The 19305-nt window shown below is 60.9% G+C and carries 18 protein-coding genes; 6 read left to right on the top strand and 12 right to left on the bottom strand.

Annotated features, from left to right (window positions below; genetic code table 11):
• Positions 1-165 precede the first annotated feature (165 nt).
• Positions 166-3885, top strand: coding sequence for a multifunctional oxoglutarate decarboxylase/oxoglutarate dehydrogenase thiamine pyrophosphate-binding subunit/dihydrolipoyllysine-residue succinyltransferase subunit (locus QP904_RS06035; protein ID WP_524811225.1), 3720 nt, complete (start codon positions 166-168; stop codon positions 3883-3885).
• A 419-nt stretch (positions 3886-4304) separates the two neighbouring features.
• Here the strand turns inward: QP904_RS06035 and QP904_RS06030 are convergent, their stop codons facing one another.
• On the bottom strand, positions 4305-5048 hold the full coding sequence (locus QP904_RS06030; RefSeq protein WP_284835707.1) for a hypothetical protein: 744 nt from the start codon (positions 5046-5048) through the stop codon (positions 4305-4307).
• Positions 5049-5153: 105 nt separating this feature from the next.
• Between QP904_RS06030 and QP904_RS06025 the strand changes: the two genes are divergently transcribed.
• Positions 5154-6284, top strand: a complete 1131-nt coding sequence (locus QP904_RS06025) for an Mrp/NBP35 family ATP-binding protein (RefSeq protein WP_023021827.1) — start codon at positions 5154-5156, stop codon at positions 6282-6284.
• 3 nt (positions 6285-6287) lie between these two features.
• Here the strand turns inward: QP904_RS06025 and QP904_RS06020 are convergent, their stop codons facing one another.
• From QP904_RS06020 to sigE, 3 genes are all read right to left on the bottom strand, one after another.
• Positions 6288-6833, bottom strand: a complete 546-nt coding sequence (locus QP904_RS06020; RefSeq protein ID WP_239206840.1) for a twin-arginine translocase TatA/TatE family subunit — start codon at positions 6831-6833, stop codon at positions 6288-6290.
• A gap of 23 nt (positions 6834-6856) precedes the next feature.
• The gene (locus QP904_RS06015; RefSeq protein WP_284835732.1) at positions 6857-7306 is read right to left on the bottom strand and encodes an anti-sigma factor family protein; all 450 of its coding nucleotides are present in this window, start codon (positions 7304-7306) and stop codon (positions 6857-6859) included.
• Positions 7307-7390: 84 nt separating this feature from the next.
• Positions 7391-8020: an RNA polymerase sigma factor SigE gene (gene sigE, locus QP904_RS06010; RefSeq protein ID WP_034656442.1), complete on the bottom strand. Its 630-nt coding sequence runs from the start codon at positions 8018-8020 to the stop codon at positions 7391-7393.
• A 151-nt stretch (positions 8021-8171) separates the two neighbouring features.
• Here sigE and QP904_RS06005 point away from each other — a divergent pair, with 151 nt between their 5' ends.
• A complete protein-coding gene (locus tag QP904_RS06005; protein ID WP_239206838.1) occupies positions 8172-8819 on the top strand; it encodes an O-methyltransferase in 648 nt (215 codons plus the stop codon).
• Here the strand turns inward: QP904_RS06005 and glgC are convergent.
• The gene (glgC, locus tag QP904_RS06000; protein ID WP_086588169.1) at positions 8816-10033 is read right to left on the bottom strand and encodes a glucose-1-phosphate adenylyltransferase; all 1218 of its coding nucleotides are present in this window, start codon (positions 10031-10033) and stop codon (positions 8816-8818) included. The genes QP904_RS06005 and glgC overlap by 4 nt on opposite strands.
• 109 nt (positions 10034-10142) lie before the next feature.
• On the opposite strand from glgC, the gene glgA reads away from it, so the two are divergent.
• The gene (glgA, locus tag QP904_RS05995) at positions 10143-11297 is read left to right on the top strand and encodes a glycogen synthase (RefSeq protein WP_200287766.1); all 1155 of its coding nucleotides are present in this window, start codon (positions 10143-10145) and stop codon (positions 11295-11297) included.
• Between the two features lie 12 nt (positions 11298-11309).
• Complete coding sequence (locus QP904_RS05990; protein WP_284835706.1) at positions 11310-12752, top strand: GH32 C-terminal domain-containing protein; 1443 nt, start codon at positions 11310-11312, stop codon at positions 12750-12752.
• Between the two features lie 336 nt (positions 12753-13088).
• Here the strand turns inward: QP904_RS05990 and QP904_RS05985 are convergent, their stop codons facing one another.
• Genes QP904_RS05985 through dapE form a run of 7 tightly spaced genes read right to left on the bottom strand, consistent with a single transcriptional unit; the run spans position 13089 to position 17844 of the window.
• Positions 13089-13955: a methyltransferase domain-containing protein gene (locus QP904_RS05985; protein ID WP_284835705.1), complete on the bottom strand. Its 867-nt coding sequence runs from the start codon at positions 13953-13955 to the stop codon at positions 13089-13091.
• A gap of 9 nt (positions 13956-13964) precedes the next feature.
• Positions 13965-14132: a DUF3117 domain-containing protein gene (locus tag QP904_RS05980; RefSeq protein WP_284835704.1), complete on the bottom strand. Its 168-nt coding sequence runs from the start codon at positions 14130-14132 to the stop codon at positions 13965-13967.
• Between the two features lie 12 nt (positions 14133-14144).
• Positions 14145-14438 (bottom strand): DivIVA domain-containing protein, encoded by a 294-nt coding sequence (locus QP904_RS05975; protein WP_086588081.1) that lies wholly within the window; start codon positions 14436-14438, stop codon positions 14145-14147.
• A gap of 3 nt (positions 14439-14441) precedes the next feature.
• Positions 14442-15164, bottom strand: coding sequence for a glucosyl-3-phosphoglycerate synthase (locus QP904_RS05970; protein WP_239206834.1), 723 nt, complete (start codon positions 15162-15164; stop codon positions 14442-14444).
• Positions 15161-15973 (bottom strand): dihydropteroate synthase, encoded by an 813-nt coding sequence (gene folP, locus QP904_RS05965; RefSeq protein ID WP_239206844.1) that lies wholly within the window; start codon positions 15971-15973, stop codon positions 15161-15163. The genes QP904_RS05970 and folP overlap by 4 nt, the downstream gene beginning before the upstream one ends.
• A gap of 14 nt (positions 15974-15987) precedes the next feature.
• Positions 15988-16752 carry an LOG family protein gene (locus tag QP904_RS05960; protein ID WP_198492838.1) on the bottom strand — a complete coding sequence of 255 codons (765 nt, stop codon included), beginning with the start codon at positions 16750-16752 and terminating at the stop codon, positions 15988-15990.
• 3 nt (positions 16753-16755) lie between these two features.
• A complete protein-coding gene (dapE, locus tag QP904_RS05955; RefSeq protein WP_034656440.1) occupies positions 16756-17844 on the bottom strand; it encodes a succinyl-diaminopimelate desuccinylase in 1089 nt (362 codons plus the stop codon).
• 89 nt (positions 17845-17933) lie between these two features.
• Here dapE and QP904_RS05950 point away from each other — a divergent pair, with 89 nt between their 5' ends.
• Positions 17934-19292 (top strand): amino acid permease, encoded by a 1359-nt coding sequence (locus QP904_RS05950; RefSeq protein ID WP_200287774.1) that lies wholly within the window; start codon positions 17934-17936, stop codon positions 19290-19292.
• Positions 19293-19305 lie beyond the last annotated feature (13 nt).

The following is a 19305-nucleotide window of genomic DNA, read 5'->3' as shown; positions in this document are numbered from 1 at the left end:
ACCGCAAAGTGGGGCTATTGATACCCCTAACATAGTGAGTTTAGGGGTATGCCCCGTATCATGTAGGCAGACTCTTTGGCGGGTGACGTATGCGCTCGTACAAAGGCCGCACTAAAGTCGAATAAACGACCATTTTAAAGCAGAGAAATGAGGCGAATACCTGCCGTGAGCACATCGAATATCTTCGGCCCCAATGCGTGGCTGATAGACGAGCAGTTCCAGCAGTACTCCAAGGACCCGAGCTCCGTAGATAAGGAGTGGCGCGACTACTTCGAGGCAAACGGCGCGCCTAAGTCTAAGGCCCCAGCCAAGGAGGCCGCGAAGCCGTCTAAGCCAGCCGCGAAGAAGACTGAGGGTACTACTACCGCCCGCAAGCAGGAGGTCCGCGAGACCAACGTGGATAAGTCCGTGTCCAAGGCACAGGAGAAGTCCGCTAAGGCACAGCAGTCCGTAAAGAAGTCTGAGTCCCCGCTGGACCATATTGCGGACTACAAGGGCGGCGAAGAGCGCCAGCTCAAGGGCATGTTCAAGGCCATTGCTAAGAACATGGAAGAATCCCTGGAAATTCCTACCGCTACCACCGTGCGCGATATGCCGGTCAAGCTCATGTGGGAAAACCGCTCCATGATCAATGACCACCTCAAGCGCACCCGCGGTGGCAAGATCTCCTTTACCCACATCATCGGCTACGCCATGGTCAAGGCCGTGCAGCTGCACCCAGATATGAACGTGCGCTACGAGCTCAAGGATGGCAAGCCTTATGTCATCCAGCCCGAGCACATCAACCTGGGCCTAGCCATTGACCTCCCGCAGAAGGATGGCTCCCGCGCGCTGGTCGTTGCCGCCATTAAGGAGTGCGAGACCAAGTCCTTCTCCGAGTTTGTTGCGGCATATGAGGACATTGTTACCCGTTCCCGCAAGAACAAGCTCACCATGGATGACTTCTCTGGTGTGACCATTAACCTCACCAACCCGGGCGGCATCGGCACCCGCCACTCCATCGCCCGCCTGACTAAGGGCGCGGGCTCCATCATCGGCGTGGGCTCCATGGATTACCCGGCCGAGTTCGCTGGCGCTTCCGCGGACCGCTTGGCAGACTTGGGCGTCGGCCGCCTGGTTACCCTGACCTCCACCTATGACCACCGCGTCATCCAGGGTGCAGAGTCCGGTGAATTCTTGCGCACCATTGGCCAGCTGCTTGTCGACGGCGCGTTCTGGGACGACCTCTTCTCCTCCATGGGCGTGCCTTATGAGCCATTCCGTTGGGCACAGGACGTGCCGAACTCCGGCGTGGACAAGAACACCCGCGTCATGCAGCTCATCGAGTCCTACCGCTCCCGCGGCCACCTGCTGGCCGATACCAACCCGCTGGGCTGGGTACAGCCGGGCCTGCCTAACCCGGATCACCGCGACCTCGACATTGCGACCCACGGCCTCACCATTTGGGATCTGGACCGCACCTTCAACGTCGGTGGCTTTGGCGGCAAGGAGCAGATGACTCTGCGCGAGGTGCTGTCTCGCCTGCGCGCCGCCTATACCTTGAAGGTCGGCTCCGAGTACACCCACATCTTGGACCGCGATGAGCGCGGCTGGCTACAGGACCGCCTCGAGGCTGGCATGCCGAAGCCCACCAACGCGGAGCAGAAGTACATCCTGCAGAAGGTTAATGCCGCCGAGGCATTCGAGAACTTCTTGCAGACCAAGTACGTGGGCCAGAAGCGCTTCTCCCTCGAAGGCGCTGAGACCCTCATTCCGCTGCTGGATTCCATCATCGATACTGCCGCTGGCCAAGATTTGGACGAGGTCGTCATCGGTATGCCGCACCGCGGCCGCCTGAACGTTCTCTTCAATATCGTGGGCAAGCCGCTGGCCGATATCTTCGACGAGTTCGACGGCAACTACAAGGGCGGCCAGCTCGGCGGCTCCGGTGACGTTAAGTACCACTTGGGTTCCGAGGGCCACCACCTCCAGATGTTCGGCGATGGCGAAATCAAGGTCACCCTTGCCGCCAACCCGTCCCACCTCGAGGCCGTGGACCCGGTCATGGAAGGCATCGCGCGCGCTAAGCAGGACATTTTGGACAAGGGCCCAGAGGGCCACACCGTTGTTCCGGTCATGCTCCACGGCGATGCATCCTTCACCGGCCTGGGTATTGTCCAGGAGACCATCAACCTGTCTCAGCTGCGCGGATACACCAACGGCGGCACCGTCCACATCGTGGTTAATAACCAGGTGGGCTTCACCACTACCCCGGATTCCGGCCGTTCCACCCACTACGCCACCGATTTGGCCAAGGGCTTCGACTGCCCGGTCTTCCACGTCAACGGCGACGACCCAGAGGCAGTTGTCTGGGTGGGCCAGATGGCTGCCGAGTACCGCCGCCAGTTTGGCAAGGATGTCTTCATCGACCTCATGGTCTACCGCCTGCGCGGTCACAATGAGGCCGATGACCCATCCATGACCCAGCCAGAGCTTTACTCTGTCATCGACGAGCACAAGGCAGTGCGCGAGCACTACACTAACGACCTCATCGGCCGTGGTGACCTCTCCGCCGAAGACGCCGAAGCAGCCGCACGCGACTTCCATGACCAGATGGAGTCCGTCTTTGCCGAGCACAAGGAAGCTGGCAAGGCTCGCCCGAAGGAGCAGACTGGCATCACCTCCTCCCAGGAGCTCACCCGCGGCCTGGATACCTCCATCACCGCCGAGGAACTCGCCGAGCTGGGTGCCGCCTATGGCAACCCACCAGAGGATTTCGAGTACCACAAGCGCGTGGGCAAGGTAGCCAAGGATCGCGAGAAGTCCTCTCGTGAGGGCGGCATCGACTGGGGCTGGGGCGAACTCATCGCCTTCGGTTCCCTGGCCGGCGAGGGCAAGGTCGTCCGCCTGGCTGGTGAAGATTCCCGCCGCGGTACCTTCACCCAGCGCCACGCCGTTACATTCGACCCACGCAACGGCAATGAGTACAACCCGATGAACTCCGTCGCCGCTTCTAAGGGCAACGGTGGCAAGTTCATGGTCTACAACTCCGCGCTGACCGAGTACGCTGGCATGGGCTTCGAATACGGCTACACCGTGGGCAACCCAGACGCCTTGGTGGCGTGGGAGGCGCAGTTCGGTGACTTCGCCAACGGTGCCCAGACCATTATCGATGAGTACATCTCCTCCGGTGAGGCCAAGTGGGGCCAGCTGTCCAGCCTGGTACTCCTGCTGCCGCACGGCTACGAGGGCCAGGGTCCGGACCACTCCTCCGCCCGCATTGAGCGCTACCTCCAGCTGTGCGCTGAGGGCTCGATGACCGTGGCTCAGCCTTCCACCCCGGCTAACCACTTCCACCTGCTGCGCCGCCAGGCACTCGGTGAAATGAAGCGTCCATTGGTCGTCTTCACCCCGAAGTCCATGCTGCGCAACAAGGCGGCCACCTCCGCCGTGGAGGACTTCACCGAGGTCAAGCGCTTCCAGTCCGTTATCAATGATCCGAACTACGTTGACGTTGACGGTAAGAAGGTCGGCGATACCGATAAGGTCAAGACCATCATGCTGGTCTCCGGCAAGCTGTACTGGGATCTGGAGAAGAAGCGCGAGGCCGACGGCCGCGATGACATCGCCATCGTCCGCGTGGAGATGCTCCACCCGATTCCGTTCAACCGCCTGCGCGAGGCATTTGAGGCTTACCCGAATGCCACCCAGATTCGCTTCGTACAGGACGAGCCGGCCAACCAGGGTCCATGGCCGTTCTACAATGAGCACCTGCGCACCCTGATCCCAGATATGCCTGAGATGGTTCGCGTTTCCCGCCGTGCCCAGTCCTCGACTGCCACCGGCAATGCCAAGGTGCACCAGATTGAGCAGAAGAACCTGCTGGAAGAGGCTTTTGACATCTAGAGCTCTTCGAAATGTTTAAACCCCAGTGAGGACTCCTCACTGGGGTTTACTCATGCGGGCCAACGTTCCTCAGGAACTACGGACTCGGCTCGCTTCTCAACTAGAACTTTCTTCTGACTCGACTCTCCTTGCCTCTCACGTTCTTAGCGCACACTTCACTCCTTTCGCGCTCACGGGGAGTGACCGCTGCGAGAAAGGTGCGTTACCGGTGAGCGCGAAGGGAGGGAGTGAGGGTATTGCTGTGCTATGGCCGACCGCGTTCGCAACAGCACCGTTGATCGGACCTGCTGAATTGTTCGGGAATTGGCATCTAGCGCCGTTCAGATAATCACGAGCTGTCGGGCCCGTTGGTTTTAGTTGACTTGGTGGTTTCCGAGTTGTCGACGCCTGGAAACTTTCGCCTACCTGCCAAAGAAAAACTATTTGGAGCCTCCGGTGAGATCAGACCCACCGGAAGAATCTGAGTCGCCTTCCTCATCGAGCATTTTCGTGCCGGAGCCGTGCAGCCACGTGCGAACCACTTTTGCCACGTCGCCTTTTTGCTCTGCCTCTTGCGCCAATTCAGAGATGTCTTTTCGCGTGATGAACTTCGTCAATGAAGCTATAGATTGACGTTCCTCGCGGTCCAAGAGATCATCCTGGTAGAGCGCCACAAAATTCTCGGGGAGCTTTGGCTCTGCGTCCTCACAGCCAGTGGCGCTGGATGGTTCCACTGCGGCTAGGTCGCCTGGAAGTGCAGACATTAAAGCGATGTGAGTACGCGCCAGGTAGTCCTCGCCGCCGGGTTGGGAGGATTGCTGAGCTTTTCTATAGTCCTTGGATACTTCCCGCGCCTCACCGGGATTGAGAACGCTGAGAAAAGCCCCCGTGCAGCCGACATAAAAATTACCATTGGGGTTCAAATAGCGACCGGACTTAGACTCTTGGAAAATATCCTCCCTAACAAGGGAGGCCTCACGCCCCTGTCTGATCAGCTCTTGGCGAAAGATCTCCGCCAGCACTACTTGGTCGGTCTCACCAGCATCTACCATGATGCCAACGGGGGCACGCTTAACATTATCCGCATAAGGATCTCCATCAAACTGGGAGGAGCAGCCGGTAAGCAGCATGGCAGAGAGCACCACGCCAGCAATGGCGTGGGCAGGGCGGGCACAGCTGCGCATGGCGATACTATTCTCCTTCAGATTGGCGGCGCTCGAGCGTCTAGATGATTCTACACCGAGGGCGTGTTTACCTCCTGTTGCGGCCCGACTAAGATGGCAAGGGTTATGTCTAGCGTTATTACTGAATCCGCCGTACGCGAGGCACTTTCCCGCGTTGAAGATCCCGAAATCGGGCGCCCTATCACCGAGCTCAACATGGTGAAATCAGTTTCTGTCACCGGAAACGATGTAGCCGTAGAAATTTACCTCACCATCGCTGGCTGCCCCATGAAATCCACCATCGAGTCCAATACTCGCGCAGCAGTAGAGGATATCGAGGGCGTAGGAAACGTCACCGTGACGATGGAAGCCATGAGTGATGAGCAGCGCCGCGAGCTGAAAAAGAAGCTTCGTGGCGGCCAAGCTGAGCCGGAAATCCCGTTTGCCAAGCCAGAATCCACCACGCGTGTCTTTGCGGTGGCTTCTGGCAAGGGCGGCGTCGGCAAGTCCTCGATGACGGTAAATCTCGCCGCGGCGCTGGTGCACAAGGGGCTTAAAGTCGGCATCGTCGATGCCGATATTTACGGCCACTCTGTTCCTAATTTGCTGGGCTGCACCGATGGCCCGACCGTTCTCGATGATGAGATGCTTTTGCCCCCGATTTCCCACGGCATTAAGCACATCTCCATCGGGCAATTCGTCGAAGGCAACGCCCCTGTGGTCTGGCGCGGACCTATGCTCCACCGTGCATTGCAGCAGTTCTTGGCCGACGTTTTCTGGGGTGACCTAGACGTTCTCCTGCTGGATCTTCCTCCAGGCACGGGCGATATCGCCCTGTCCGTGGCCCAGCTCATCCCTAATGCGGAGCTACTTATCGTAACCACCCCGCAGGCCGCGGCCGCCGAGGTGGCAGAGCGTGCCGGGTCCATCTCCCAGCAGACGCGCCAGCGCGTGGCCGGCGTGATTGAGAATATGGGCGCTATGGTCATGCCGGATGGCTCCACCATGGATGTCTTTGGTACCGGCGGCGGACAGATTGTGGCCGATCGCCTCGGCGTCATTCTTGGCCATGAGGTTCCACTGCTGGCTTCGGTGCCTCTGGATCCCACCCTGCGCAGCGGTGGCGATGCCGGCACTCCGATCGTTATAGATGCCCCCGAGTCCCCCGCCGCCCAACAGATCCAGGCGGTGGCCGATAAACTGGCCATCCGCTCCGATTCCCTAGTGGGCAAAAACCTGAACTTGGGCGTGAACTAGCCCCTAGGTTACATCTTCCCACATGCCGCCGCCGGTGGATTCTTCCCCACCGCGCGGCGGTTTCTTCTCGGGCGCAGGCTGCTCCGTCGATTGCGGTTGCGAAGCTGCGGCGCGCTGCTGCGGCTGTGGCTGCTGCGGCTGCTCGGCATAAACCTGGGAATAGTCGAAGCTTGGGCGCTGTTGCGGTTTCTGCTGTTCCGGCTCCTTGGGAGCGGTATTGCTCTTAATATCTTCTGCCATCTTCTGGGGATTGAAGTCATCCCAGGCGGATTCGTCGCCGTCAAAAAGCGCCTTGGTGATTGCGCCCTTCGGCCCCAGACGCGTCCACTGCGCGGCTTGGGTAAGCGGGCCACGGATATCATCAAATTCCGAGGTAATAGAGCCCATCTCCCCATTGAGCTCCGCCTTGGCATTATTGATGGCCTTCCGCGCCGCATAGATGGCTGCGCGCACGTCCTTAATCACCTCAGGCATGCGTTCTGGGCCGATGACTATGATGCCCAAGAGCACAATGACGAAAATCTCGGGCCAACCAATGGAAGAAAACACGCTTAAATACTAGTCCCTCGCTCTTAGCCGCGCTGATTGTGCTTGATTGCGCGAACCACCATCTCCACCTTGTCCAAGAAGTCCTGCTGGGGCCGGTGCGCTGGCGTTGCTGCATCGGGCCCCGGGGTTACCTCCTCCGAGGCAATGCCTGCGAGCTTCGCGAGCAAGGACTGCGGCGCCTTGACCGTTGCGGACTCCGCACAGTGGCGCACCCATTCCGAGGCACGACGCTGCTGATGCACATCCGCGCGGCATTCAGCGCAGTGCACCAGGTGAATGCGCACACGGTGCATAAATTTTGGCTCCATCTCACCGTCCACAAAGGCAACAACCGCCTCTGGGCCCAAATGCCCGATGGTATCGCTACGCCGCGCCTTGGCCTTCGCCCTATCGCGAGCCTTGGCTTGGGCGGCATCAAATCCGCCGTTCACGCTCAGCGTGGACAAGGTTCGGCGTCCCCGCAGCGAGTCCATCGATCCCTCCTCCACTAGTTGCTCGGCCTTCATTGACGCGGAAAGTCCCCGCCGGCAGCGGGGACTATGCAGTTTCTCTAAAGTTTAGCGCGTACGCAGCAGCATGCGCGTTTCCGCATTGGTTTGCGCCTCTTTTTCTAGCGCCGCGCGTAACTGGGAACGGCCGCGGTGGATGCGCGAGCGCACCGTACCCATCTTGACACCAAGGGTCTCTGCAATCTCGTCATAGCTCATCCCAACGACATCGCACAGGACCACGGCCACGCGGAAATCGGGAGCCAGCCCGTCGAGCGCGGACTGCAAAGCTGGATCCAGGTTAGCCACGGAATAAGCCTGCTCCGGGGTCATATCCGTACCAGGAACGCGTTCATAATCCTCTGGCAGGGCCTCCATGCGGATCTTGGAACGGTGACGCACCATATCCAAAAAGAGGTTAGTGGTAATACGGTGCAACCAGCCTTCAAACGTTCCGGCTTGATACTTGTCCAAGGAGCGAAAGACGCGCATGAAGGTTTCCTGGGTGAGGTCCTCGGCGTCATGCTGATTGCCAGACAGGCGATAAGCCAAGCGGTAGACCCCATCGGCGTGCTCGGCCACGAGGTCACCCCAAGCGGGCATGTCGCCCGTGCCAGCATCGAATGCTGCGGTACCGGTCAACTCTGCCTCAGAGGTTGCAGGTTGAAGGGATTCGGCATCGCGCTTCATCTTTGTCATGCATGTCATCTTTCTACACTCAGCACAGAAACTCCAGCCATAGTGCTGATAATATCCTGTGAACCCGTCACATTATCCCCACCGACCACAACCTTGCTGGCTAAGCGCGTTTTTGCCACATTGGCGGACACTTTTCCCTATGGTTTATTACGTGACTAATACCGCATACGAAGCACTGCGTTCTTATATCGAGACCACCAGCGAAGCATCCCCGGCCCTAAGTGGCGCACGCGACCACGCCGCAGAGTACGGCTTGCCAGTCCCGGATGAATCCACCGGCCAGCTGCTCACCACCCTGACGGCCGCCTCCACTGGTTCCACCGAGCGTCCCCAAGCTGTGGCCATTACCCCGGCCGCCAATGTAGCGGGCCTCTATGTGCTCGCCGGCATGCCCGATAACGGCATTTTGACCTGCATCGACCCCGAGGCGGAGCACCAGCGCAGCGCCAAGACCGCATTCCGCGAGGCCGGCTATGCGCCATCCCGCGGCCGTTTTTTGCCATCGCGCCCGCTCGAGGTCATGGGTCGCCTCGCCAACGATGCTTATCAGGTCATCTACGCCGACGTCGCCGCGCTCGAGTTACCTGCCATCATCAAGGCCGCGTGGCCACTGCTGCACCAGCGCGGCACCCTAGTCTTGGCTAATTCTTTGCTCGATGGCACGCTTGCCGACGCCTCCCGGACCGACCGCGACACCGCCGCCGCCCGCGAAGCAGACGAGTACCTGCGCGAGCTCGAGGGGGCAAGCGTAACCCGCTTGCCGCTGGGTTCTGGGCTCACCCTCGTGACGAAGCTCTAGACCTTCTGGTTTTTGCCGACGACGACCACGCCGCCGTCAGAAACCTTAAAGCGCTCCTCATCACGCTCGCGGTCCACTCCGATAATCGCGCCATCGCTAACAACGACGTTCTTATCTAGGATCGCGCGGCGCACCACTGCACCGCGCCCGATACGCACGCCAGGCAGGATCACTGATCCCTCAACCGTAGCTCCGTCGGCCACATGGACATCGGACGCCAGCACTGAATTGCGCACAGTGCCGCCAGAGACGATGCAGCCTGGGGCCACCATCGACGACTGCGCGATGCCGTTTTGCACGAACTTGGCCGGTGGGAAATTGGAATCATCCGTCGAGTGGATCGGCCAATTCTGGTTATAAAGGTTGAAAATCGGGTGCACCGAAATCATGTCCATGTGCGCCTCGTAGAAGGAATCGATGGTGCCGACGTCGCGCCAGTAGCCGTGGTCACGCTCAGTAGCCCCTGGCACTTCATTGGCCATGAAATCGTACACATGCGCCTGTCCCCGCTCCACAAAGTACGGGATAATATCACCGCCCATATCGTGGGCGGAGTCCTCGTTCTTTTCGTCCTCCAAAAGGGCGTCGATAAGCGCCTGCGCTGTAAAGACATAATTGCCCATCGAGGCATAGCTCATATTCGGATCATCCGGAGTAGCCGGCGGGTCCGCGGGCTTTTCCACGAATTGCGTAATCGTGCCCATGCCATCGGCTTGGATGCAGCCAAAGGCCGTCGCTTCCGAGCGCGGTACGCGAATACCTGCCACCGAACAATCCAATCCGGTGGCGATATGCTCTTCTACCATCTGTGCCGGATCCATGCGGTATACGTGGTCTGCACCAAAGACGATGACATAATCCGGATTCTCGTCATAGATGAGGTTCAGCGACTGCACAATTGCATCTGCCGAGCCGTTGTACCAGCGCTTGCCGCGGCGCTGCTGGGCGGGCACCGAGGCAATATACTGCGGGGTCGGCCCCGCCAAGTTCCACGCCTGGGAAATGTGGCGGTCCAGAGAATGGGACTTGTACTGGGTCAGCACCGCAATCTTGAGATAACCGGCATTGACCAGATTGGACAAAACGAAATCAACGAGGCGGTAGGAACCACCGAAGGGTACGGCGGGCTTGGCGCGGTCTTCGGTCAGGGGGAAAAGGCGCTTTCCCTCACCGCCGGCGAGGACAATGGCTAGGACATTCGGCAGGCTTCTCACGTTTTCAAACCTATCCGCAAATCCCACATTCCGCAGCAGAACTTTGCACATTTTTACCCCCATATCGGAATTCTGCACATGACAGCAGAGATACGTATTCTGGGTGGGCATGAGAGCCGGAATCTTTTCCAAAGAATACCCGCCGGAAATATACGGCGGAGCCGGAGTTCACGTAGCTGAGCTCACCCGTTTCATGCGCGATATCATCGATGTCTCCGTGCACTGCATGGGCTCCCCGCGCGAAGAAAAAGACGTCTTTGTCCACGGCGTAGATCCCGCACTCGAGGGTGCCAACGGCGCGCTGCAGACCTTGTCCACTGGGCTGCGCATGGCCGATGCCGCCTCCGATATCGACATCGCCCACTCCCACACGTGGTATACGGGCCTTGCTGGCCACCTCTCCGCCCGGCTTTATGATATTCCGCATGTGGTCACCGCCCACTCTCTCGAGCCGCACCGCCCTTGGAAGCGCGAGCAGCTTGGCGGCGGCTATGACATCTCCTCATGGTCCGAAAAGAACGCCATGGAATATGCCGATGCCGTAATCGCCGTCTCTGCCGGTATGAAGGACTCCATCCTCGATGCCTATCCGCGCATCGATGCCTCCAAGGTCCACGTCGTCCTCAACGGCATCGACACCGAGCTATGGCAGCCGCGAGAGGGCGATGTTTTGGACAAGCTGGGCGTCGATAAGCAGCGCCCCATCGCTGCCTTCGTCGGACGCATCACCCGGCAAAAGGGCGTAAAGCACCTGCTGCAGGCGGCGCAGAAATTCGATCCAGACATCCAGCTGGTCTTGTGTGCCGGCGCCCCTGATACGCCCGAAATCGCGGCCGAGACCGAGGCACTGGTCGATGAGTTGCGCGCCCAGCGCGATGGCATTTTCTGGGTCAAGGATATGCTCCCGCGCAACGAGGTCCAGCAGATTTACACCGGTGCCGATGTTTTTGTCTGCCCGTCCATCTACGAACCGCTGGGCATCGTGAACTTGGAAGCAATGGCCTGTGGCACGGCCGTTGTTGCCTCCAACGTGGGCGGCATTCCCGAGGTAGTAGTCGATGGTGAGACCGGCGTGCTAGTGCATTACGACGCCACCGATACCGCAGCCTTCGAGGCCGACCTCGCCGCTGCAGTCAATGACGTCGCCGCCGATAAAAAGCGCGCTGCCGAATTTGGGCGCGCCGGCCGCGAGCGTGCCATTCGTGATTTTTCTTGGGCTACGATTGCCGCCCAGACCGTCGATATTTACCGCAGTCTGATTTAAGGAAGGATAGCCGTGACAACCCACCGCCCCGAACTGCATTTTGTCCCTGAAGACGGCGTCCTCGACGCCCCCGCCGGAATCCTGCGCGATGGCGATACTTGGCATCTGTTCTACCAGTACCGCCCCACCGCGGACTCCCCGGCGCGCTGGGGACACACCTACTCCGAAGAGTCTCCCTTTGACTGGTTGGACTGTGACGATGCCCTCGCCCCCGTCGGCGGCGAGCTCTCCCTGCGCGCAGGTTCCGTAGCCCAAGGCCCAGACGATATCCATCTCTACTTCACCTCCGTGACCGCCGCCGGAATCGCCGTTCACCTCGCCCGCTACGCCAACGTGGACGAGATCTGCGAGGTCTCCGATGACCCACAGGCGCTCGACCCCAATGTCGTTCGTTTTGGCGAAGTCGTGGGCAATACCCGCAACTTCGATCATTTCCGCTCCCCCTCCGTGGTGCCCGACTGGGCCTCAGAGGACCGCGATGACGGCCACGACGGTTGGCTCATGTTGGCTCTCACCGGCCACTCCGACGCCCCGGTTCCCGTCATCCTCGAATCCGCCGACGGCGTGTCTTGGCGCCTGCGCGGCAGCCTCAAGTTCGACGGCGACCCTGGCTTCCTAGAGGGCGAGGTCCCCGCTACCTCGCCCATTCCGCCGGTCGTCTCCCCGCGCCTAGTCCGACTGCGCGATGAGGTTGACGGCAATGTCTACGACGTCCTCTTTGTCACCTTGGAGCGTGGCGGCCGCGACGTCTCCGGCTACCTCGTCGGCCGGCTGGAGAGCACCACCTTTACCGTGGTCTCCGGCTTCCGCCGCGTAGACTTCGGCCACGATTTCTCCCGCCCACGCAGTACCAACACCACCACCGGCACGCTCACCCCCGAGCAGCGCTATGAGCGCGCCGTTATCGTTGGCCTCCTCAACGGCAACGGCCGCGGCGATGACGCCACCAAGCACGCCTCGTGGGAAGCCGAAGGCTGGGCCAATGCCCTTTCCTTACCCCGCCGAGTCACCCTCGAGGGCGGCGTCCTCTACCAAGCCCCCGCCCGGGGCTTGCCCGATGCCGTCAAGCTTTCCGATTACGCCCGCTCGTGGACCGGCGTCATGGAGGTGCCTTCCGGTTCCTGCGTCACCGTCACGCTTCTCGACGGCGCCGGTGACCCCGCCGCCACCATCCGCCACTCCGGCGATGATATCAGCCTCGATCGCTCAATGAACAAGGCTTTCAATCATTGCTTTGCCGATTCTGAGCCCGCCACCGCCACGCTTGCCGAGGGTGACTCCGACACCCTCACCATTATCCAAGACGGTTCCACCGTCGAGGTATTCGTCGATGGTGGCCTCATCGCCATGGCCTCCCGCGTCTACTTCGAGGGCGGTTGCTCTGGGCTGCGCGTCGAAACCTCCGGCGATGCCGTCATCGAGCAGGACTGGCAGCGCTCCGGCTCCAAGCTCTAAACATCACCCGACGCCCCGCTCGGTTCTCCACCCCGCCCTTCGCGCTCACCGGCACGGCCGCCCGCCGCGGTTCCGCCGCTCCCGGTGAGCGGCAAGGGCGGGGTTGTGCGTTTCCGGACCCGCGGCACCCGCGGCACCCGCGCCACCCGCGGTACGGGGCGATGTCACGCCGCGCGCCCTTCGCGCTCACGGGGAGACGCTGGGGCGTCGGAAAGCGTGTGCTGGTGAGCGGCAAGGGCGAGGAACCACCCCTCGCGCTCACCGGAACAACGAAAAGAACCGCCCCACGCGCTGCTGGTGAGCGCGAAGGGCGGGGATGAGGCAGAAGGGCCGGGGCTAAACGGCGCGGAGGCGGTCCAGTCGAGCGCGGGCGGTAACCGTAAGTGTCGGAGGAAGAGCGGCCATGCGCTCGGCGAGTTCTCCGGCGCTAATGTGACGCGCGGACGGGCTCATCCCAACCTGCGCGGCAACGGAGGCCTTATCGAGCTCAATGGGGAACGAAATATCGACTGGATCGGCCGCCTGCTCGAGGCATCCCTCGGCCTGCTCGTACATGCGCTCCACCTTGCCGTCTTCCACGCCGAGGATGCCCAATGGCTCCCGCAGCTCGTCCAAGTGGCCGGCATCAGGGGTCAAGACGATGACCTGGCCGCCTGGGGCGAGCACGCGCTGGAATTCGGCCGGATTGCGTGGGGCGAAGACGACGGAAATAGCGTCGACGGACTCATCACGAATAGGTAGGCGCTCCCACACATCGGCCACGACGGCACCAACGCGCGGGTGGCACTTAGCCAAGTGCTTCGCAGCGTGCGGAGAAATATCGAGGCCAACGCCGCGGGCCTCAGCGATGGAGTCGAGGGTGTGGGCCAAGTAGTAGCCCGTACCAGCGCCCACCTCAAGCAGAGAGGCGGGCGTAGATTCGGCCAACGATGCGGAATCCAGCGCACCTTGGACTGCCCCAGTCACGGCCTCCACGAAGGGCGCGAAATGCCCCATGGCCAAATAGGTCTCGCGGGCGTTGACCATGTCCATGTCATCGCCTTTGTGCTTGAGTCCAGCGCCGGCCGCGAGGGTGACGTAGCCCTGCTTGGCCACATCAAAAGAGTGGCCGGATTCCGAGACGAGGCGAGAGAAATCATCGGCACCAGAAAGCGCGGTGCCATCATTGGGATCAGCCAGAATGTCGACGATATGAGAAAGCATATACCTAGACTAGCTAGAAACCTCGGTCAACAGAGAACCAAGCTCGGCGGCCTCGTCCTTGCTCAGCTCGATGACGATGCGCCCGCCGCCATCGGAGGGGATGCGCATGACAATTTTGCGGGACTCCTCTACTGCTTCCATTTCTCCGCTCGTGGTGCGCGGCTTCATTGCTGCCATAGTGAGTCTCCTTTAGTTAACTTCTTTTCCTTCCAGCTTAGACCTTTTCGGCGTGGAAGATAGTTGCTCTTCTAGTTGTGCGAGGAGATCATCTACTTGGTCCTGGCGGTACCCGCGGGGAACAACCTCGAATTTCACCTGGTCAAGGCGTCCTTCGCGGGCAGCGGCGCGGTTATTTTCGCGCACCTTCTCCGGCTCATCGAGCGGGTGCATAACCTCGCCGCGGCCAAAAATCGACCCCCATACCCAGGTGCCGATGACGGTCAGAGAGAAAAGGACGAGGAGGAGCATAATCCAAGACAGCATGGCTTAAACCTTACCTTTTAGCGGCGGGCGTTGAGCAACGGGCGCAGTAACCCCGGCGCGGGAGAGCAGTGTGCGCGCGACTACCTCGGCCATCGGCGCGAGTTCATGCAGCGGCCGGTTACGGTGCACCCGCGTTCCCAAGTCCACCTGCGCTATTGTGCCCCGCTTGCCGACGTCCACCAATAGCCCTGCTTCCACCCCGTAGCCTTCTACAAAGGGCAGCTCGACGGCGGTGGCGCGGCGCAGAGAGTATTCGCCTCCGAGCGGCTGGTCGATATGAGCGAGCTCTGGGAAAAATTGCTTAATGAGCGGTTTGGCTGTCAGCTCGGTGACGCGGCCGCCGCCGGTGGGCTGGCCGTTGAGGCTGCGGCGGTAGCGGGCCTTGACCATTTCTACCGCGGGGTCGGCAAAGGGATCGGCCAGCGCGGTGACCATGCCGGGCGCAGCGGATTCAAGATCCGCATCGACGAAGACGACTATGTCTCCCTTCGCCGCGGCGACCCCGCGCCAGAGGGATTCGCCCTTGCCGGGGCGCGGTTCTTCTGGCAGGATATCGCGCCAATTGCGTACCTCCGCCCCGGCTGCGGCAGCACGAGAGGCGGTGGCGTCGGTGGAATCGGCATCGATGACCAGCACCTCAAGCGGATTATCGGCAAGGCAGGCACGCACGACGTTCGCGACAGTGTCTTCCTCGTTGAGGGCCGGGATGACAACGGAGACACTCATGCTAGGCCTCGCGTGGTTGCCAATGGTGCCGCCTCGCCTTGGATGGCAGCAGTTATGCGAATGACGTCTGCGGTCTCAGCTACCTCGTGGACGCGGAAAGCGGCCACTCCGCGGGCAGCGGACCACGCGGTGGCGGCTAGGGTACCCGCAACGCGCTCTCCTACCCCGCGGTCTAGCGTCTCGCCCACAAAATCTTTGTTTGATAGCGCCATGAGCACCGGCCAGCCGGTGGCCACGACCTCGTCTATGCGCCGCAAAAGCTCGAGACCGTGGAAGGTGTTCTTGCCAAAGTCATGGGTCGGATCGATGAAGGTCAGGTCCTCCGGGCAACCGAGAGCGGCGGCGCGCTCGGCCAGCTGGGTGGTTTCCGCGATGACATCGGCCACCACGTCATCAAAATGGACACGGTGCGGCCGGGTGCGCGGGGTGATACCACCGGTGTGAGAGCAGACATAGCCCACGCGGTGGTGTCCGGCGACCTCGATGAGCTCGGGATCCCAACCCGCCCAGGTGTCATTTATGAGCCCGGCACCGGCTGCAATGGCTGCCTCTGCCACCTCGCTGCGCCACGTATCGACGGAAATGAGGACATCCGGGTGGCGCTGATGCACCTTCTCGATAGTTGGTACCACGCGCTCGATTTCTTCCGCTGTATCGACGGCCTTACCAGGGCCGGCCTTAACGCCGCCGATATCGATGATCGAGGCGCCGGCCGCAATCACCTCATCGCAGCGACGCAGTGCCGGGTCGAGGTCAAAGGTTGCCCCCTTGTCATAGAAGGAATCCGGGGTGCGATTGACAATCGCCATCACGCGCGCGAGGCTCAACGCGGCTCCCTGATGCGCTTATCGCTCATGACTTGGTGGCGCTGGATGATGTGGGAGAGGGCCTCATCGGGGTCGTCGGTAAGCAGGAAAAGCTCCCGGTCGCCCTCGTTGATATACCCGCTGGCCGCGAGCGTGTTGTCCATCCACTCCAGCAGGCCGGACCAATACTCGGTGCCCATGAGCACGATGGGGTAATTGGTCACCTTGCCGGTCTGCACCATGCACATGACTTCGAAGAACTCATCCATCGTGCCCATGCCGCCAGGTAGGCAAATGAAGGCCTGCGAGTACTTCAAGAACATCGTCTTGCGGGCGAAGAAGTAGCGGAAATTCAGGCCCAGGTCGACGTACTCGTTGAGGCCCTGCTCATGGGGAAGCTCGATGCCCAAGCCCACGGACAGCCCGCCGGCTTCGTGGGCGCCACGGTTGGCTGCCTCCATGATGCCGGGGCCGCCACCGGTGATGACGGCATAGGAGTGCTCGGCCAGCTTGCGGCCGACCTCGACGCCCAGCTGGTAGCTCGCGTCCTCGGGCGTGGTGCGTGCGGAGCCGAAGACGGTGACGGCCTTCGGCAACTTGGATAACGCATCGAAGCCGGCGACGAATTCGCCTTGGATGCGCAGCACACGCCACGGATCGGCATGCTGCCACTCGTGGTCTGCACCGGACTCCAAGAGCCGCTGGTCAAAGGTGGAGGCCTGTTCGCCTTCGGTGCGCAGCAGCATCGGGCCGCGCAGAGTGCGCATCTGCTCAGGAGTCATGGTCTATCCCTTCAGGTATTTCAGGAGGGCGGTGGATACTTCACTAATCTGCGCGGTGGGGACCTGCTCGTCCTTTTTATGCGCAAACCCTGGGTCACCGGCGCCGAAGTTCACGGCCGGGGTGCCCATTTCGGAGAAGCGGGCGACGTCGGTCCAGCCAAACTTGGCGCGGACGTTGCCCCCGACGGCGTCGATAAGAGCTTTGGCTGCAGGCTGGCCCAACCCAGGCTGGGCGGCCGGGGCAATGTCGTCGATGTCGATGGTGACATCTTCTTCCTCGCCGATGATGGATTTCATGTACTCCAGCGCCTCCTCGCTCGTGCGGTCCGGGGCGAAGCGGAAGTTCACAAACATCCAAGCCTCATCCGGCAGCGTATTTGTGGCCACGCCGGACTCGAGGTGAACGATATTGAGGCCCTCGCGGTAAGTACAGCCGTCAATGGTGACGTCGCGGGACTCATAGGCGGCGATGCGGCTCATAATCGGTGCGAGCTTGTGCGCGGCATTGGAGCCGAGCCAGGCGCGGGCCGAGTGCGCGCGGGTGCCGTGTGCGGTCACGCGCAGGCGGATGGATCCCTGGCAACCGGCCTCCACCATGGCGCCGGAGGGCTCGCCCAGAAGCGCGAAGTCCCCCTCGAGCCACTCCGGGTGGTCCTTTTGCAGATGGCCCAAGCCATTAAATTCAGTGGCTACTTCTTCACCCTCATAGGCAATGACGGTGAGATCGTGCTTCAACTCCTCCGACTCGTGCAGCTGGGCAAAGGCATTAAGGTAGATGGCCATGCCTGACTTCATGTCCACGGTGCCACAGCCCCACATAATCTCCACCCCGTCTTTAGTGGTTTCCATGTGATGCGGTACATTTTCTGCCAACGGAACGGTATCAATGTGTCCGGCGAGCACCACGCGGGAATCTAGCCCACGGTTCGTGCGGGCGCACACGGTATTGCCGTAGCGGGCAACCTCGACGTCCAAACCGCGCAGCGCTTCTTCGACGGCGTCTGCGATGGCCTCCTCATGGTGGGAGGGGCTCGGAATATCCACGAGCGCCTTGGTTAGTTCGATGGGGTCTGCATATAGATCTAAAGTCACAAAGCGCCATGCTAGCGCCCCGCGTAGCTCCCCGCATTGTGTAAAGTTCACTTCACTGTAAATATTTCGTCCTCCCTAAGGTGATAACAATGGCCGAAACCGCTCAATTGAAATCCCGTCATCTCACGATGATGGGCCTTGGCTCTGCCGTGGGCGCCGGCCTCTTCCTCGGAGTAGGCCTCGGCATCCAGATTTCCGGCACCTCCGTGCTCATTTCCTATGCCGTGGCCGGCGCGCTCATTGCGCTAGTGATGTGGATGCTCGGTGAGATGGCCGCCGCCCGCCCCTCTTTGGGGTCATTTTCCACCTACGCCGGTCAGGCCTTCGGACACTGGGCACGCTTTACCATGGGATGGATTTATTGGTTCATGCTAATCATGGTCATGGGCGCCGAAATCACCGGCGCGGCCGCCATCATCTCCAGCTGGTTCGGTATTGACCCGTGGATTCCGGCACTTATCGCCGTGGCATTCTTCGCAGTGGTCAATTTCGCGGCCGTGGGCGGATTTGGCGAGTTCGAATTCTGGTTCGCCATCATCAAGGTCGGCGTCATTGTCGCCTTCCTTGCCATAGGCGTGCTCATGGCGCTGGGCGTCCTGCCCGGCATGGATCTCTCCTTGGCCGGGACCAATTTCACCGCTAATTTCCTGCCCAATGGCATGCCCGGCTTCGCCGCCGGATTGCTCGCCGTGGCCTTTGCCTTCGGCGGTATCGAATTGGTTACTATCGCGGCGGCCGAATCCGAGGACCCAGCACATAACGTGGCCACCGCGGTCCGCGCCATTATCGTGCGCATCATGATCTTCTACATCGGCTCCATCGTGGTTATCACCATGGCTCTGCCTTTTAGTTCCATCCAGGATGCCGACGTAGCCGCCGATTCTCCCTTCACCCTGGTGCTTGCGGCCGCCAAGATTCCCTTCGCGGCCGGCTTCATGGAAGCGATTATCGCCCTCGCCCTGCTCTCCGCCTTCAACGCGCAGATCTACGCCACTTCCCGCTTGGTCTTTGACATGGCTAAGGATCACTGCGCCCCGGGATTCTTCCTCAAGCAAAATCGCGCTGGCTCCCCCATCAACGCGGTCATTTTGTCCATGGTCTTCGCCTTCGCTTCGGTAGGCCTGCAATTTTGGAACCCTCCGGGGCTCCTAGCATTTCTCTTCAATGCAGTGGGCGGGTGCCTGCTGGTCATCTGGTTTTTCATCGTGGCTTCCTTTATCAAGCTGCATCCCCAAATGCGCGAAAATGGCGAGTTGACCGAACTGCGCGTGCCTGGCTTCCCGTGGCTGCCGTGGGTCACGGCCGCGGCGCTGGGCGGGCTCACCCTGCTCATGCTCTTTGACCCGGATGCACGCAACCAGGTCATCTCGGTACTCATCCTCGCTGCGATACTCGTCGTCTTGTCCTTCGTATTACCCACCGGCCAGCGCGCAGAGGCGCGGAGGTAGTTGCTAAGCTAGC

This window comes from Corynebacterium nasorum, from assembly GCF_030229765.1.
GTDB lineage: Bacteria > Actinomycetota > Actinomycetes > Mycobacteriales > Mycobacteriaceae > Corynebacterium > Corynebacterium kefirresidentii.
The sequence above is the reverse complement of the archived record's forward strand: the minus strand, read 5'-3'. Positions and strand labels throughout refer to the sequence as shown.